Below are 13857 nucleotides of genomic sequence, written 5' to 3' on the forward strand. Positions count from 1 at the left end.
CATCCGCACCTTTAACCTACCGCGCAGCGAATACAGTAGATGGTGTGAGGAACAATTTTAAGGCGTTCAAGGGCAATATCTTCTCCACAGCGCTCACAAACGCCGTAACCGCCCTCTTCAATTCGACGCAAGGACTGTTTGATTTGCGCAAGCTCGTTACTAACCTCACAGCCAATTGCTTCCAGAACCTCATCATTCTCACGTTCAACCGCCTGTTCAGCGAAATCCGCCGACAGTGGCTCATTGCGATGACTGACATGTTCTTCCACCCTGGCTAAACGACCTTCCAATTCCGCTTGCCGGGCCAGTAAATGATCTCGGATTTGCTCTAGTGACATAATCTCAATCCTCGGCTGCCTTGTTTCAAAATCAATTAAAACAAGGTTAAAGCATAGCAAAGATTGAGATTTTGATATAAATCAGAAAGGCAGGCGCCAATGGGATGGCGCCTTGGGGATCACTTGGTAAGAAACTTGATGCCCTCGTCCAAGCCTTCCAGAGTCAGAGGGTACATATGACCATCAACCAGATCTTTAATCATGTCGATGGTTTGGGTGTAACGCCAATATTTCTTGGCTGTCGGGTTTAACCAGATTACCTTGTCGAAAGTTTCGGTAAGACGGTTCATCCACACATAACCCGCCTCTTCATTCATGTACTCGACACTGCCGTACTGACTGGTCACTTCATAGGGTGCCATCGAAGCATCGCCAATAAAGATGACCTTATAGTCGCTGCTGTAGGTGTGCAAAACATCGAACAGAGGCGTGGTTTCAGTGTTTCGACGCATATTGTCTTTCCACACCGAATCGTAAATAAAATTGTGGAAATAGAAATACTCCATGTGCTTGAACTCGGTTTTACACGCCGAGAACAACTCCTCACAGAGACGCACATAGGGGTCCATCGAACCACCCACATCAAAAAACAACAACACTTTCACGGCATTGTGTCGCTCAGGCACCATTTTGATGTCCAAGAGGCCGGCATTGCGAGCGGTTGAACGAATGGTATCGTCGAGGTCCAACTCATCCTCAGCACCCTGGCGAGCAAATTTGCGCAACTTACGTAAGGCCATCTTGATATTGCGCGTACCCAGCTCTACTTCATCGTCGAGATTTTTAAATTCGCGCTTTTCCCAAACCTTGGTCGCGCGCTTGTTACGGCTTTCACCACCGACGCGAATACCTTCCGGGTTGTAACCACTGTGGCCAAAGGGTGAAGTACCGCCGGTACCGATCCATTTATTGCCACCTTCGTGGCGCTTTTTCTGTTCTTCCAAACGCTTTTTAAATTCCTCGATCAGCTTTTCCAAGCCACCCAGGGATTCAATCTGTGCCTTCTCTTCTTCCGAGAGGTTTTTGATGAATTCGGAACGCAGCCAATCTTCGGGAATCAGCGCTTCAATAATGTCATCAAGCCCCTCGAGGTCTTTGAAGTAAGCACCAAAGGCTCTATCAAATTTATCGAAGTGCTTTTCGTCTTTAATCAGACAGGTGCGCGACAGAAGATAGAAATCGTCGATACTGCCAAAGGCCAGATGTTTTTCCATCGCCTCCAGCAACACCAATAATTCCTTGATTGAGACTGGCACATTGGCATTGCGCAAGCCATAAAAAAAGTTAACCAGCATGCATGCAACCTTTTTGCATTAATGTTTGCCGTTCTTTGAAAGCAGAGATCCGCGCTTAGCGGCTCTCGCGACGCACCATAAAGGCCAGGCGTTCGAGCATATGAACGTCCTGCTCGTTTTTAAGCAACGCACCATACAAAGGTGGGATGGCTTTGCTGGCATCGCGATTCTTCAAAACTTCATCCGGGATATCGTCCGCCAACAACAGCTTCAACCAATCGATCAATTCGGATGTCGAAGGTTTCTTCTTCAAGCCAGGCACTTTGCGCACATCAAAGAAAATGTCCAGGGCTTCATTCACCAGATCACCTTTGATGCTCGGATAATGAACATCGATGATTTGCATCATGGTGTCGCGATCCGGGAAGTTGATGTAGTGGAAGAAACAGCGACGCAGGAATGCATCAGGCAATTCTTTTTCATTGTTACTGGTGATAATCACGATGGGGCGTTTCTTCGCCTTGATGGTCTCGCCAGTCTCGTACACGAAGAATTCCATCTTATCGATTTCAACCAGCAAATCGTTGGGGAACTCGATATCGGCTTTGTCGATTTCGTCAATCAGCAATACCACCTGCTCATCGGCTTCAAAAGCTTCCCACAGCTTGCCTTTTTTGATGTAGTTCTTGATGTCGTGAACCTTGTCATCACCCAACTGAGAGTCACGCAGACGGGATACCGCATCGTATTCATATAAACCCTGCTGGGCTTTGGTGGTTGATTTGATGTGCCACTGGATCAATCGCAGACCCAAAGACTCAGCCACTTCTTCAGCCAACATGGTTTTGCCGGTACCCGGCTCACCTTTGATCAGGAGCGGACGCTCCAGGGTCACTGCCGCATTGACTGCCATGCGCAAATCATCGGTGGCAACGTACTTATCGGTACCTTTAAAACTCATACTTTCACTCCCAAGGGGCATAACTGTGTAGATTCATTGCTGGCAGATACTAACACAGGCGCTAAAAGCCCCGCAGTGGCAAAAAACATCATGGCTTTGGTGAAAAGCGCCAAGGCCGAAAGCCTTGTAAATCGGACCATTGCGGGCCAATGCGCGCAAACAACATTCAGATCCAGGCCGGGACAGGTCCTATAGAGGCGCTTAAATCAACAAAAGTTGATATTAACCTTAAGAGTAAACTGTAAATCAAAGAAATTTATTCGAAACATCAGAGGGCATGGCCGGACTCGACCACAACAGAGAGGTCTATAGAAAAAGACACCTGTCAAAAAGGACAGGGGCCGACCCGCTGCCTAGGGGCAGAAGATCTCTTTTAATACCCCGATCACTTTCAACGCTTTCTCACCTTCGAGGCGATAGTAAATGGTCTGGGCTTCGCGGCGTGTCGCCACAAGTTTGGCTTCTCTCAGCCACGCGAGGTGCTGAGAGAGTGCCGATTGGCTGATGTCGATATGTGCATTCAACTCACTTACCGACAGTTCTTTATCCGCTAGAGTACACAAGATCAGCAAACGCTTTTCGTTCGCCAGGCTTTTTAAGAAAGACGATGCCTCACGGGCATTGTCCTGCATTGCTGAGAGATCCATCATATGTTCTATTCTTTTGTAATTGATGCTCTTACCGCTTTTTCAAAACCGGATTTCATCCCCATGGCGCGTCCCTGCTCTATGGCAAGCTCTGCGTCAACGCCATTAGCGATCTGGTACAAAGACCACACCATTCCAACACGATTTCCGGAGCGACAATGCAATAATACCTTTTCACCCTTGGCTGCTGCAAAAGCTTGGGCAAATTTTTCTTGGGCCTCGGCCGGTGCCAACTCTCTGCCCAGAGGAATATTAACGTAGTTTACACCCAGCGCGGCCAATTCAGCCTGCTCCTGCTCAAGGCCTTCGCTGGGTTTACGAAAATCAATAACGGTTTTAACGCCCTTAGCCGCAAAGCTCTTCAACTGCTCACTCGTAGGTAAACCACCGGCGTAAACCGGTCCCAGTTGTCGAAACCCCTCGACATCCGAAGCCTGAACAGCCGCCTTAAAAACCGCTTCGTTGCTGGAAGCCGCCTTCTGGCTCTGGCTACTTCCGCAGGCCGCCAGAAACAAAGACACGAGAGCCAATGCCACAATGAGCACACGCTGACTGTTCGAACCACCCAAAACTCTCCGAGAAAAACCGTAAAACATGATCAAACCCTCTAAACAGTGAAATATAGGCCACACCAGCTGTTGCTGAGCCAGTATATATTAGCACTTTCTAATTATAGTAAAAGACTTTTTACTTGAGATAAATCCATAAAATGCACATGGATATAAAATCTATACCGAAACAGGGTTCCTGTGGATCATCAGCAAGACCTTACGCCCTTGTCCGAGGAGACGCCGCCAGGCTTCCCCAACTGCAGAAGGTAGCTTCTCCGTTTCGCCAGGACAGACAAAACCGACATGACCATAAAACGCTTCGAGATGCTCAAAGGGGTAACAGTAAACCGGCAAGTCAAAGCAGTTTTGCAAATCTTCCAGAAATCGCTTACCCAAGCCTTGCCCCTGCAATTCAGGCAGTACGCACATTGCTCTGAGGAACAACCACTCCTGCTGATCGAAAGATTTCGGCATTAACTTCACCGCTGCAAGAATCTTTCCGTTTTGTCGCAGACAATAAACCCGCTCACCCCGCCCTGCTTTCGCTGGATAACGGCAGGATTTATAAAAACGATTCACCAAAGGCAAGCTCAGTTCATCCATATGAACAAATTCGATTGTGTCGTCGTTATGAGAATTCATCAAATCGGCCTGAATATTTATCGTAAACATAATGGCCAGGAGTCTGGCAAAGACACTGGCTTATGATTACTGCGACTGGCCAGCACATGCTGACTGAACTGTTCATAAGCCTGTATTAGCTGCCTTGCCTCAGTTTCTTCCCCTGTACGCCACAATAACAACGCCATTGCCTGGGCCGAACAGAACCCTTCTTCTTGCTGATTTCGACGCAACTTGAAGTTGCCCAATGGGAAATGTTCATCCGGTCGCAGCTCATAACAGGGTAAATGCTTGAGCTCCTCTGATTGCCGATACATTTTTTTTACTTGCTGCCAGCTGCCATCAAGTAATAAAAACTGCCGTCCTTCGAGTTGCGTATCATCAAGCATTGGGTGGGCACGCCCGCTCTCTCCTTGAAAAGCATTTGCTATTCGAGCGGGGAACAGCAAAACAGGGAGCGGCGTGTTTACAGCGGCTCTCTCTACATTGATATTCAATACCCGCTCGGTGCGTTGCCAGACCTGCATTTCGCAATTGGCCAAGGCCTTCCACAGTAAAAGCGTGGTATTGCTGTCTTTTTTAAGCTCTTCACTGTGTACAAGAATATTCAAGGGAAGCTTGTTATTCACGCGAGGCCAATGTTCACAAAAGCAGGCGACTTTGCGCAGACGGCAGCTCGGGCAATAACCGGCCTCACCCAAAAAGTCTGGCAAGGTCTTCAAAGGCTTCGCCAACATGAAAGCTAATCCTGCTCCCAGTACTTCTGCATTTCATAAAATAAAAATGAAGCGCTCCAGGTCACTAATACCAGACCCGTGAGAGATTCAATTCCAGTGAGATAGCGCACCATGCCATGGGGCTCAATATCACCAAAGCCCAAGGTCGTGTAACTGGTAAAAGAAAAGTACACACAATCCATAAAGTTGCCATTGAAGGCCCCCTGAAAACTGCCCCAGGCAGGCTCCTGAATCATCCAGTAATAAACCGCCGCAAAAATCCAGATCTCAATCGCGTGGGCGACCAATGCACCAAGAACCCCCACAGCAATGCGATGCCGATGAATAATGTGCAGCATGGGTAATAATTGGGAAAGCGCCCTGAGGATTTCATAGTGAATCACCACTACCAGGGCCACGGTAAAACAAGTAACAAGAATAAAAAGCAGCAATGTTCTGACTCACTTGAAGAAACCCTGCAAGTTTAGCAGATATATTGCCGGGTTCAGAAGCCGTGCTATTTTCTAAGCCACGAATGCCTATCTGGGCTTGCGCAGTACCATATGGCGATAACGAGCACTGTGGACAAAATTGGGGTCCTGACTCATGGCCATTTCCATATCAAACACCGATTCCGGAGAAGACAGGCCGCCACGCTTTTCAAGGGTATAGTCTGAAAATACTCGGATTGCCGATTGCTGAAGACACTCAAATCCTGCCATTTGCCACCAGCCATCAATATCCTGAATGCTGCTGGGATTAGTAGGAGTCAAGCCACCACGGGCAGAACTGTGCTTTTGGTGCTCGCCCTGTAATTCTTTCTCAACCGCTTTAAAATTGCCAAAGATAAGATTGCGCAATCGCTTCCCTGCTGGATTGTAATGGCAGAAAGAAAGGCAGGCACCTGGCTTGAGCCAGTCGAAAAGTATCGGAAACAGTTTTTCGGGTTCCTGTAACCACTCAATCAACGCATGGCACAGAATTAAATCCTGACTGCAGGGCTTTATGTCACTTTGCAATTCCTGATAAGGCTTTGACCACCACCGGGCACACCGTGCAAAGTGCTCATCGGTCAATTTCTGACGCGCCAATTCCCTGGCCTGTTCAGTCATTTTCGATGAAATATCATTGTAGGCAAGAACATGCCCTTGCTCGGCCAGTTCGCTTACCCACTGACCCAGTCCGGCACCGATATCGAGAATATTCAGCGCCTGGATTTGGACTTGAGATTGAAGGCCATCCGTAGGATACAATCCTGGAACCCAGGCTTGTAAATCCCGATGAATGACCGCATGTCGAAGGCGCCCTTTTTGAACCACACCTTGCTGCCCGTGATTACCGTAGATTTTTCCAGCAAAGTGCTCCACCAGATCATCAAAATTACGGTCACCTTCCGGACTCGACATAAAACAAGCCATTCACATTAATCAAACGATAGAAAACAAGGTTAAGACAAAGCAGCGTTAGGACAAAGCAATGTCGACTTCCTCAGCCAGCAGCTGATCGACAAAAAATTCCGGCACTTCTAGCAGCTCAGCAATGTCTTTCAACTTGCTCACCTCAGCAGGCTTGGCATGACCTTCAGCTCTGGCCATTGTGCATAAATCGCGAACCAATTGCATGCGCTTGGGAATGGAATTTTGCTCAACCACCGCAGCCGCTCGCTTCGGTAAATCTTCTGCCAGACGCTCCATATTGAAGCTTTCCTTGTACTTATATTTTCCAAAGAAATCTTCAAACACTTTAATTTCCTGCTCGGAAATATCCCCATTGGCGTTGGCGATTAACAAGGTGCCTGCAAACAGGAAATGGCGCATGGCAATCGCCGCATCCGCCTTGGATTCCAGATAGCTCGGTTCCATTAATGCCATCAATCCTTCAACCCCCAGTTCCAAATCGGTTTCACTGATACCACCGTCTTTCATCAGACTGGAGTTGTGGAACATTTGCAGAGCTTTCACCCGCAACGGACTGAACGGATGCGTCATAAACCAATCCTGCACCGGTGCACCCGCACCAGGCGCTTGGTCTTCCAGCTGCATTTCATCCACCTGGCTAAGGAAATCAGCAAGGTGAAATTGCACAACGGAACTGGTAACGCCAGAAGCCAACTTAAAGAGCGAACGTGCTACGGCATCCAGACTCTGGGTACAATAAGCGCCCGCTCGGTCCGCTGAAATTTCCGCGTAGCGCGACCAGCTGGTGAGACTCAGGGCAAGATCAGGGGAGGCAGGCTTTTGCCCTTTCAACACATACCCGATAGGGATGTCGTGATGGCCGTATACATGGTGGCCCAACTCATGCCCCATCACAAAGCGCAGCTCATCTTCGGCAAAACCATCGAGCAGGGCCGAAGAAAACATAATGAACAAACGCCCTTCTTCGGGCTTGACGCAAGCGGCGTTAAATTGCGGGCTGGAATAGGCATACAACTCAACCGGAATACTCACATCCAGTCGCTCAATGCACTCTTCTGCCATTTTGTGCAGACCGGGCGCCATGGCTTTACTGAGACGAACAGAGGTCGCCAGCAGTCTGCGACGCGTACCCTGTGGGCCCTGGCCTTCCTTACGGGCAATAAAATCATTAACGGCGCTGACGGTGGGATCTTTCAGCAGCATCTCACTGAGACGGACATCCTGTTTGGAGCGAAGCAGATCGGCATTCATGAGGGCACTCTCGTATTAACTGAAGCCCCGGGATTACAGGGCCAAAATTGTTCTTAGAGAGCTACTGTACGCTTGAATTCAGATGCATACAAGCCCTTGAAAACAAGGGCTTTTTTAATATCAAAGCGGCGGATTTATTCAGTTTTTATTCAGCCCTGATCGGCATTTTTCTTGCCACCTAACTCACCCAGATCCGCTTCAGCAACGGCTTCGTCAGCCAGATCCAGGCTTTCACTTAAATCGGAAGCGGCTTCTTCTGCGGGACTTTCAGACGCGATTCCATCAGCACCATCCAACTCATCCTGCAAGGCCGCCGCCCAGTCTTCATCTTCCTGGGACGCCTGATTACTTTGCTCCAGCAAGGCATCAATTTCTTCATCAATGTTCGGCGCAGCCTTATTCTCAGAATCTGAAGCCTCAGGCTCTTCAACGGCCTGGTTGAGAACGGGGGGCTCTTCAACCGCTTGATCTAAAATCGGCGGCTCCCCGGCTTCGTCCTCGGCAGGCGCTTCTGCCTCATCATCATCCATATCGTCCATCGCCAATACATCATCGCCAACATTGGCTTCATCGGGATCGCCCATTTCATTTTCAAGGCTGACTGGTTCAGGCGCTTCTTCTTCCACGGGCGCATCTTGGGTTGCCATCTCCTCTTCAGGGGCTTCCGCAGCTGTTTCTTCTTCGGCTTCGGCAGCGGGCTCTTCAGCCGGGGGCTCTTCTTCAGCTGTAGCCTTCTCCTCAACGTCTTCCTGAGGCGTGTCCTCTTCTTTCGGCGCTATGGTTTCTTTAACCTCAGCAATCGCTTCTTCAACCGGCAAATCCGAATCATCAACCACCGCATTCACATCAATAAATTCGTCTTCATCCTCTTCTTCATCATCCACTTCGGGTTTTTCCATAATGAACACGCGGTATCCAATATAGATCAGCGCAATGACCAACAAATTGCCCAAAGCCAGTAAACCGTAGAGCAACCAATTGTGGGAAGATTCCTCAGACACCGGAGCGGTTTCGACGGCTTCACTGTCGTCGTCCATTGCCGCCGGGCTCTGCTTGTCGGCAATAACCGGCTCATCGCTGATTACCAGAGAATCGCCATCCAGAACCAGACTGAGCGGTGGCAAGTTGTAACGCAAATGTTCACCTGTGGCGTATTCACCACTCACGACCATTTCAAACTGATAGAGGCCATCTGCCATTGTCGGCAGAAACAGCTCCCAGTTATTACGGGAGCCCAACTCCATCATAAACGGCCGCTGATTTCCATCCTGTTCAATCAGATTCACTTCAACGGTCGTGGTGTCGAGATTCAGTGCGCGAGTCGCCCCACTCACTGTCAACCAATACCCCTGTTGATCCTCATCGTTTTCGCCTTCGGTCAGTTTAGCCTGGAAGGCTGCCTGGCTATTAAAACGATGACTGAAGGAACGCTTGAAACTTTTACCATCCACTTCCAAACGCAATACGTACTGCCCCTGTGCCGCAAAGTCCTCCAACTGGCGTTCAAAGATGCCGTTCTCCGGAGTTGGCGCACCTGCACTGTAGAGCTTGTAGTTCCATTGCTTTCGCCCTTCCCCCTGCTGGGTGAGCTGAGCATTGATATCCAGTAGCGATAAAAACGCAGGGTCAGTAATGATGCTGCCTTCCTGGCGAAGGCTGAAGGATAAATCAACCATCTCACCCGGATTAATATTATTGGGCAGCGGTTTAACCTTGAGGCTTAAATCACTGACCACGGTTATACGGCTACCTTCAGCAACGTCGGCATGAACGCTCCATTCACCTTCGAAGGGATGCTTCACCGTCACCAAATCATAGCCATCACCCGCAAACCAGTTCACGGAACTGTCCAGGCGTCTGGCGTTGTAACGACTGCCATCGGGCGCGAGCAAAGTGGTCGGCTGTTTGGGTTCTGCTGAAAAAATCAATGCGGTAAATTCTTCAACCGAAGAATCCACCAAAAAACTTTCACCATCAAAAGGTAATTGTTCGGCCGGCGCCGCTTTGTCGAAGGCTTGCAGAAAGGCCTGCATAAGCTGATCGGCACTGTGAGCGACCGTGCTATGGCCGTCGGTCTCACGAGATAGTTGTTGCAGAAGCCCAAGATCGGCTTTATCCGACAAAGCAATGGTGTGAATGCTGTAGCCTGCCAACTGCAAACGCGGCAGTAAATCATTGGTGATACGCTGCCATTCGAGCTGATTGGTATCGGGGTCTTTCGCGATATCCACCATGCCATCGGTGAGTAAAATTAAGTGTCGATCGAAGTTACCAGGGTCCTGCTCATGATCATAACTTGCCTTCTCCAGGGCCAGGCCAATATTCGTGAACAAGCCAGTGGAATTGATTTCACCGGCCTTGCTGCTGGCGGTTTTTTTCCAGTCCTCGCCCACCACCTGGTGCGGTACGAGCATATTGACGTATCGACCGAAACTCCAAACTCCAGCTTTGCTGCCCTCAGGCAGGAGCTTGACCAACAAATCGATGGCGGGCTGGCGGAGATTCGCCGGATCGTTACTTTTCATGCTGCCGGAAACATCAATCAACAGGCGCACATCAGCAACACTGTCCTCCGCTTGAGCGTCCACCGCGGCTTCCGGAGTGCTCTCTGCCGTTTCACTTGTCGCTTGTGCATAAGCAGGCGACGTAAAGCCCAGAAGCAAAGCCAGCCATAACAGCAATGACAAGCGGTTTTTAGGTAATCGACGATACTGCGGCATTCTGCCCTCCCATCAATATATCAGCAGCGAATCCCGTCGCTGCCCACTGAAATGAACCACCGCTAAGCCCTGCAAACACGCAGTAGCGAGTCCATACGGCTTAGTTATCGGCCAAAGGGAAGAGATATTTACTGAAGCTTAACCAGAGTTCGCCGTTTCTGCTGCCAAAATGGAGAATATCCGAGCGTGAAGGACCAAAGGGAAACGAGAGAGGAACAGAAAGGACACCCGAAAATAGGATCAAAAAGGGAATAAAAGACAAAAAACTGGCGCGGGTTCTAGCGCCTGAAACACTCACTGGAGTGCTAAACGAGAATGCCCGATGAGAGGCCCTTAAATCGACATCTTCCACCAGGGCCTAACAGACAAGCGCCTTGAACAATCAGGAATGGCGATGGCTTTCCGCCAGCAGCTCAGCACGGTCCGCTTCCAATGCGGCCTGAGCCTGCTTCTCGCGTCGGCGACGCAGAAACAACAGATCGATCAGAATATACAGCACCAGACAGACGCCCAAGGTACTGAGCAATGGCGTGCCCGCTCTGAAAAAGTCGCCATCTTCAGTGAACAATGGGTCCAACACCGCCACAAATAATGCCGGTGACATCAACATTTCCCCACTCTGGGTAGCGTGAGGCGTCAGCAATAACACAGCCGCTATGATACGCAGACCATTGCGAACATAGCGATTGCCAATTCCGCGAGTGACAAACCACCAGCCGAATAAAATAATCGCACTGCCAACGAGATAAGCAATCCATGCGTATTGATAATCTTCCGGGCTCATTTTTGACTCCTTGCGCTGCACAGTCTCATTCATTTGTACCGTCACAGCCTTTCACGATATCCACGCAACTGTTAAAGCGCGTTACTCGACCCAATAAATAACATGTTCTTCCAAGTCTTCTTCCGAGACTTCTGTTTCGCTGATCACCCGCCCTATTACCGACTGGCCGGCATCAATAACGGTTTGCCGATTACCACTGACCAGTGGATGCCAGGCTGGCAGCGGCTCACCATCGGCCAACAAGCGATACGCACAATTGCTGGGCAACCAATGAAAATGCTCAACATCGGCAACACTGAGCTTCAGGCATTCGGGCACTCGTTTTTTGCGGTGCTTGTAATCGCTGCAACGGGCGCAGTCGATATCCAGCAACTCACAGGCGACTTCAGTGTAATAAAACGCACCCGTATCTTCATCTTCCAGCTTATGCAGACAACATTGCCCGCAGCCATCGCAAAGTGACTCCCACTCTCTAGGGGTCATCTGCTCAAGCGTTTTTTCCTGCCAGAAGACCATCAGAACAGTTTCGAGTTATGGTGATTCACTTCCTGCATATACGCTTCCTTCGGTGGCGGAAGTTGCAGGTAGTAACCATGCTCTTCGATTGCTGCCAACACTTTTTTACTGTCGGCTTTGGCCAGCTTGCGTCCCTCATCCAACAACATTGTCATTGCAGGTTTAGGCGTGCCAAATTTTTCAAGTAATGCTTCCGGAACGTCAACCAAGCCTTTGGATTTATCGACATACAAATACAGGCCCTCTTCCTTGGGGCTTCGGAAAATTTCACAAATCAGCTTGTTCACGATTCAAAGCTCTCTTCAAAATACTTTCGCCAGGCTGATGCACAACCCGGGATTTTTATGGACAGCGCTTACTTAACACGGTCTCTGAACGATCTCAGCAGCACGGGCAAAAACTGCTCTCCACGCCAGCCGTTAAACCGACTGGACTGCAACGGGCGGTTAAACAGCAAATGCCGGATTAATTCTTCCCATTCCTTTTTGTTGAACAAAAGCTCAGGCGCCAGGCCCATAGATTCAGCCAACTGATGGCCGTGTTCGCGCAGCATTTTTAACTGCTGGCCCTGATCAACACTTAAAGGCTTGTCCAGAGTTTTAGGCCAATTGCTGTTGTCATCCAAAACCTGTTCAACAATCTGCACCAAGGTTTCACCGTCTTCGCGCAGCGTTCGACCCGGCAAGCCTTCCACCCGAGCCAAATCTTTCACACGCTTCGGAGGACGCTTAGCCATTGTGAATAACTGAGGATCTTTGCACAGACGATTACGGGGAATATCACGCTCGCGTGCCTGCTCTTCGCGCCAAACACACAGCGCCTGTAACACGCCCAGGCTACGCGATGACAATCGCCAGGCAGACTTCACTTTTAAGTATGCAGAACGCGGTTCGAATTCCATGCAGGCATTATCCAGCAGGCGCTGGCAATCCTCTTGTAGATATTCCAGACGCTGCTTTTGCTCCAGCATGGTTTTTAAACGCTGGTAGATTTCCAACAGATATTCCACATCGAGCGCCGCGTAATGGCATTGGGACTCACTAAGCGGACGCTTCAGCCAATCGCTTCGGGTTTCACCTTTTTCCAACTCAAGATCTAAAAACTGATGAACCAGTTTGGCATAGCTCAGGGAAAAACCACAGGCGGCATAGTTGGCCGCCATTTGTGTGTCAAACAAGGGCTGAGGAACCACCCCCAACCAGTGCTGAAAAACTTCCAAATCCTCCGAGCAGGCGTGTAACACCTTAACCACAGCCTTGTTCTGCCAAAGGGCACGCAAGGGCTCAAGGTCCTGGGTATCAAACGCCAGAGGATCAATTAAAAAGTTCTGTTCACCATCATTGATTTGCAGCAATCCAACCTTCGGATAAAACGTACTGCTGCGCATAAATTCGGTATCGACAGCAATCGCCGGCAACGCCGAACAACGCTGACAAAGTTCATTCAATGCCTGGGAGTTATCCAGCCATACAGTATTAATAGTTTCAGAAGTCACGCTTATAGCCCCTGACGAGAATTGAAGGCATGGGCCAATGTACCACCATCGATGTATTCCAGTTCACCACCCAATGGCACGCCGTGTGCAATTCGGGAAACTCTGACTTCGAGACGTTTGGCCTGCTCGGCGAGATAATGTGCCGTAGCTTCGCCTTCGATGGTTGGGTTTGTTGCCAGAATAAGTTCTTCGATATGCTCGTTTTGCAATCGCTCCAGCAACACATCGATACCGATGTCTTCCGGACCAATGCCATCAATGGGCGACAAATGCCCCAGCAACACAAAATAGCGGCCGGAATAATTACCAGCCTGTTCGATGGCCAGAACATCTGCGGGGGTTTCTACGACACACAATAAACGGCTGTCACGCTGCGGGTTCGTACAGGTAGCGCAAATATCCTGCTCCGTGAGCGTACGGCACAATTTGCAGCGACCAACATGTTCGATCGCCTGTTGCAAACTGCTGGCTAATTTTGCCGCGCCGGGTTTATCGCGTTCGAGCAAATGCAGCGCCATACGCTGGGCCGATTTAGGACCAACGCCCGGCAATATACGCAGAGCATTAATCAATTCATCAATTAGGGGGCTAAACATTCAGAGAG

The 13857-nt window shown here is 49.6% G+C and carries 16 protein-coding genes; all 16 read right to left on the reverse strand.

Annotation, left to right across the window (positions count from 1 at the left end; all coding sequences use genetic code 11):
• Nucleotides 1–11: 11 nt before the first annotated feature.
• The 16 genes from G8768_RS17825 to recR all read right to left on the reverse strand — a co-directional run bounded on the left by G8768_RS17825 (nt 12) and on the right by recR (nt 13849).
• Nucleotides 12–338 (reverse strand): TraR/DksA family transcriptional regulator, encoded by a 327-nt coding sequence (locus G8768_RS17825; RefSeq protein ID WP_166848247.1) that lies wholly within the window; start codon nt 336–338, stop codon nt 12–14.
• Between the two features lie 119 nt (nt 339–457).
• Nucleotides 458–1633, reverse strand: a complete 1176-nt coding sequence (locus tag G8768_RS17830) for a vWA domain-containing protein (RefSeq protein ID WP_166848245.1) — start codon at nt 1631–1633, stop codon at nt 458–460.
• 55 nt (nt 1634–1688) lie between these two features.
• Complete coding sequence (locus G8768_RS17835) at nt 1689–2534, reverse strand: AAA family ATPase (protein ID WP_166848243.1); 846 nt, start codon at nt 2532–2534, stop codon at nt 1689–1691.
• A 353-nt stretch (nt 2535–2887) separates the two neighbouring features.
• The gene (locus G8768_RS17840; RefSeq protein WP_208020257.1) at nt 2888–3184 is read right to left on the reverse strand and encodes an ArsR/SmtB family transcription factor; all 297 of its coding nucleotides are present in this window, start codon (nt 3182–3184) and stop codon (nt 2888–2890) included.
• A 5-nt stretch (nt 3185–3189) separates the two neighbouring features.
• Nucleotides 3190–3777 carry a protein tyrosine phosphatase family protein gene (locus G8768_RS17845; RefSeq protein WP_166848241.1) on the reverse strand — a complete coding sequence of 196 codons (588 nt, stop codon included), beginning with the start codon at nt 3775–3777 and terminating at the stop codon, nt 3190–3192.
• A 132-nt stretch (nt 3778–3909) separates the two neighbouring features.
• Complete coding sequence (locus tag G8768_RS17850; protein WP_166848239.1) at nt 3910–4374, reverse strand: GNAT family N-acetyltransferase; 465 nt, start codon at nt 4372–4374, stop codon at nt 3910–3912.
• A 17-nt stretch (nt 4375–4391) separates the two neighbouring features.
• The gene (locus G8768_RS17855; RefSeq protein ID WP_166848237.1) at nt 4392–5090 is read right to left on the reverse strand and encodes a DTW domain-containing protein; all 699 of its coding nucleotides are present in this window, start codon (nt 5088–5090) and stop codon (nt 4392–4394) included.
• Between the two features lie 5 nt (nt 5091–5095).
• Nucleotides 5096–5521, reverse strand: coding sequence for a potassium channel family protein (locus G8768_RS17860; protein ID WP_243749601.1), 426 nt, complete (start codon nt 5519–5521; stop codon nt 5096–5098).
• Nucleotides 5522–5608: 87 nt separating this feature from the next.
• The gene (locus G8768_RS17865) at nt 5609–6475 is read right to left on the reverse strand and encodes a methyltransferase domain-containing protein (protein WP_166848235.1); all 867 of its coding nucleotides are present in this window, start codon (nt 6473–6475) and stop codon (nt 5609–5611) included.
• Nucleotides 6476–6532: 57 nt separating this feature from the next.
• Entirely contained in the window at nt 6533–7738 is a 1206-nt protein-coding gene (locus G8768_RS17870) for a M48 family metallopeptidase (RefSeq protein ID WP_166848232.1), read from the reverse strand.
• A 149-nt stretch (nt 7739–7887) separates the two neighbouring features.
• Nucleotides 7888–10458: a VWA domain-containing protein gene (locus G8768_RS17875; protein ID WP_166848229.1), complete on the reverse strand. Its 2571-nt coding sequence runs from the start codon at nt 10456–10458 to the stop codon at nt 7888–7890.
• A gap of 382 nt (nt 10459–10840) precedes the next feature.
• Nucleotides 10841–11242, reverse strand: coding sequence for a hypothetical protein (locus G8768_RS17880; RefSeq protein WP_166848226.1), 402 nt, complete (start codon nt 11240–11242; stop codon nt 10841–10843).
• 81 nt (nt 11243–11323) lie between these two features.
• The gene (locus tag G8768_RS17885; RefSeq protein ID WP_166848223.1) at nt 11324–11758 is read right to left on the reverse strand and encodes a YcgN family cysteine cluster protein; all 435 of its coding nucleotides are present in this window, start codon (nt 11756–11758) and stop codon (nt 11324–11326) included.
• Nucleotides 11758–12045, reverse strand: a complete 288-nt coding sequence (locus G8768_RS17890; RefSeq protein ID WP_166848219.1) for a YcgL domain-containing protein — start codon at nt 12043–12045, stop codon at nt 11758–11760. The genes G8768_RS17885 and G8768_RS17890 overlap by 1 nt, the downstream gene beginning before the upstream one ends.
• Nucleotides 12046–12113: 68 nt before the next feature.
• Nucleotides 12114–13253: a ribonuclease D gene (gene rnd / locus G8768_RS17895; RefSeq protein WP_166848216.1), complete on the reverse strand. Its 1140-nt coding sequence runs from the start codon at nt 13251–13253 to the stop codon at nt 12114–12116.
• A 2-nt stretch (nt 13254–13255) separates the two neighbouring features.
• The gene (recR, locus tag G8768_RS17900; RefSeq protein ID WP_166848213.1) at nt 13256–13849 is read right to left on the reverse strand and encodes a recombination mediator RecR; all 594 of its coding nucleotides are present in this window, start codon (nt 13847–13849) and stop codon (nt 13256–13258) included.
• Between the last annotated feature and the right edge of the window lie 8 nt (nt 13850–13857).

Source organism: Pseudoteredinibacter isoporae, from assembly GCF_011602085.1.
In the GTDB taxonomy this organism is placed as follows: domain Bacteria; phylum Pseudomonadota; class Gammaproteobacteria; order Pseudomonadales; family Cellvibrionaceae; genus Pseudoteredinibacter; species Pseudoteredinibacter isoporae.

What these genes read in the sequence shown, in the direction of transcription:
- G8768_RS17825 (WP_166848247.1), bottom strand. Translation starts at nt 338, where the DNA reads ATGTCACTAGAGCAAATCCGAGATCATTTACTGGCCCGGCAAGCGGAA.
- G8768_RS17830 (WP_166848245.1), bottom strand. Translation starts at nt 1,633, where the DNA reads ATGCTGGTTAACTTTTTTTATGGCTTGCGCAATGCCAATGTGCCAGTC.
- G8768_RS17835 (WP_166848243.1), bottom strand. Translation starts at nt 2,534, where the DNA reads ATGAGTTTTAAAGGTACCGATAAGTACGTTGCCACCGATGATTTGCGC.
- G8768_RS17840 (WP_208020257.1), bottom strand. Translation starts at nt 3,184, where the DNA reads ATGATGGATCTCTCAGCAATGCAGGACAATGCCCGTGAGGCATCGTCT.
- G8768_RS17845 (WP_166848241.1), bottom strand. Translation starts at nt 3,777, where the DNA reads ATGTTTTACGGTTTTTCTCGGAGAGTTTTGGGTGGTTCGAACAGTCAG.
- G8768_RS17850 (WP_166848239.1), bottom strand. Translation starts at nt 4,374, where the DNA reads ATGAATTCTCATAACGACGACACAATCGAATTTGTTCATATGGATGAA.
- G8768_RS17855 (WP_166848237.1), bottom strand. Translation starts at nt 5,090, where the DNA reads ATGTTGGCGAAGCCTTTGAAGACCTTGCCAGACTTTTTGGGTGAGGCC.
- G8768_RS17865 (WP_166848235.1), bottom strand. Translation starts at nt 6,475, where the DNA reads ATGTCGAGTCCGGAAGGTGACCGTAATTTTGATGATCTGGTGGAGCAC.
- G8768_RS17870 (WP_166848232.1), bottom strand. Translation starts at nt 7,738, where the DNA reads ATGAATGCCGATCTGCTTCGCTCCAAACAGGATGTCCGTCTCAGTGAG.
- G8768_RS17875 (WP_166848229.1), bottom strand. Translation starts at nt 10,458, where the DNA reads ATGCCGCAGTATCGTCGATTACCTAAAAACCGCTTGTCATTGCTGTTA.
- G8768_RS17880 (WP_166848226.1), bottom strand. Translation starts at nt 11,242, where the DNA reads ATGAGCCCGGAAGATTATCAATACGCATGGATTGCTTATCTCGTTGGC.
- G8768_RS17885 (WP_166848223.1), bottom strand. Translation starts at nt 11,758, where the DNA reads ATGGTCTTCTGGCAGGAAAAAACGCTTGAGCAGATGACCCCTAGAGAG.
- recR (WP_166848213.1), bottom strand. Translation starts at nt 13,849, where the DNA reads ATGTTTAGCCCCCTAATTGATGAATTGATTAATGCTCTGCGTATATTG.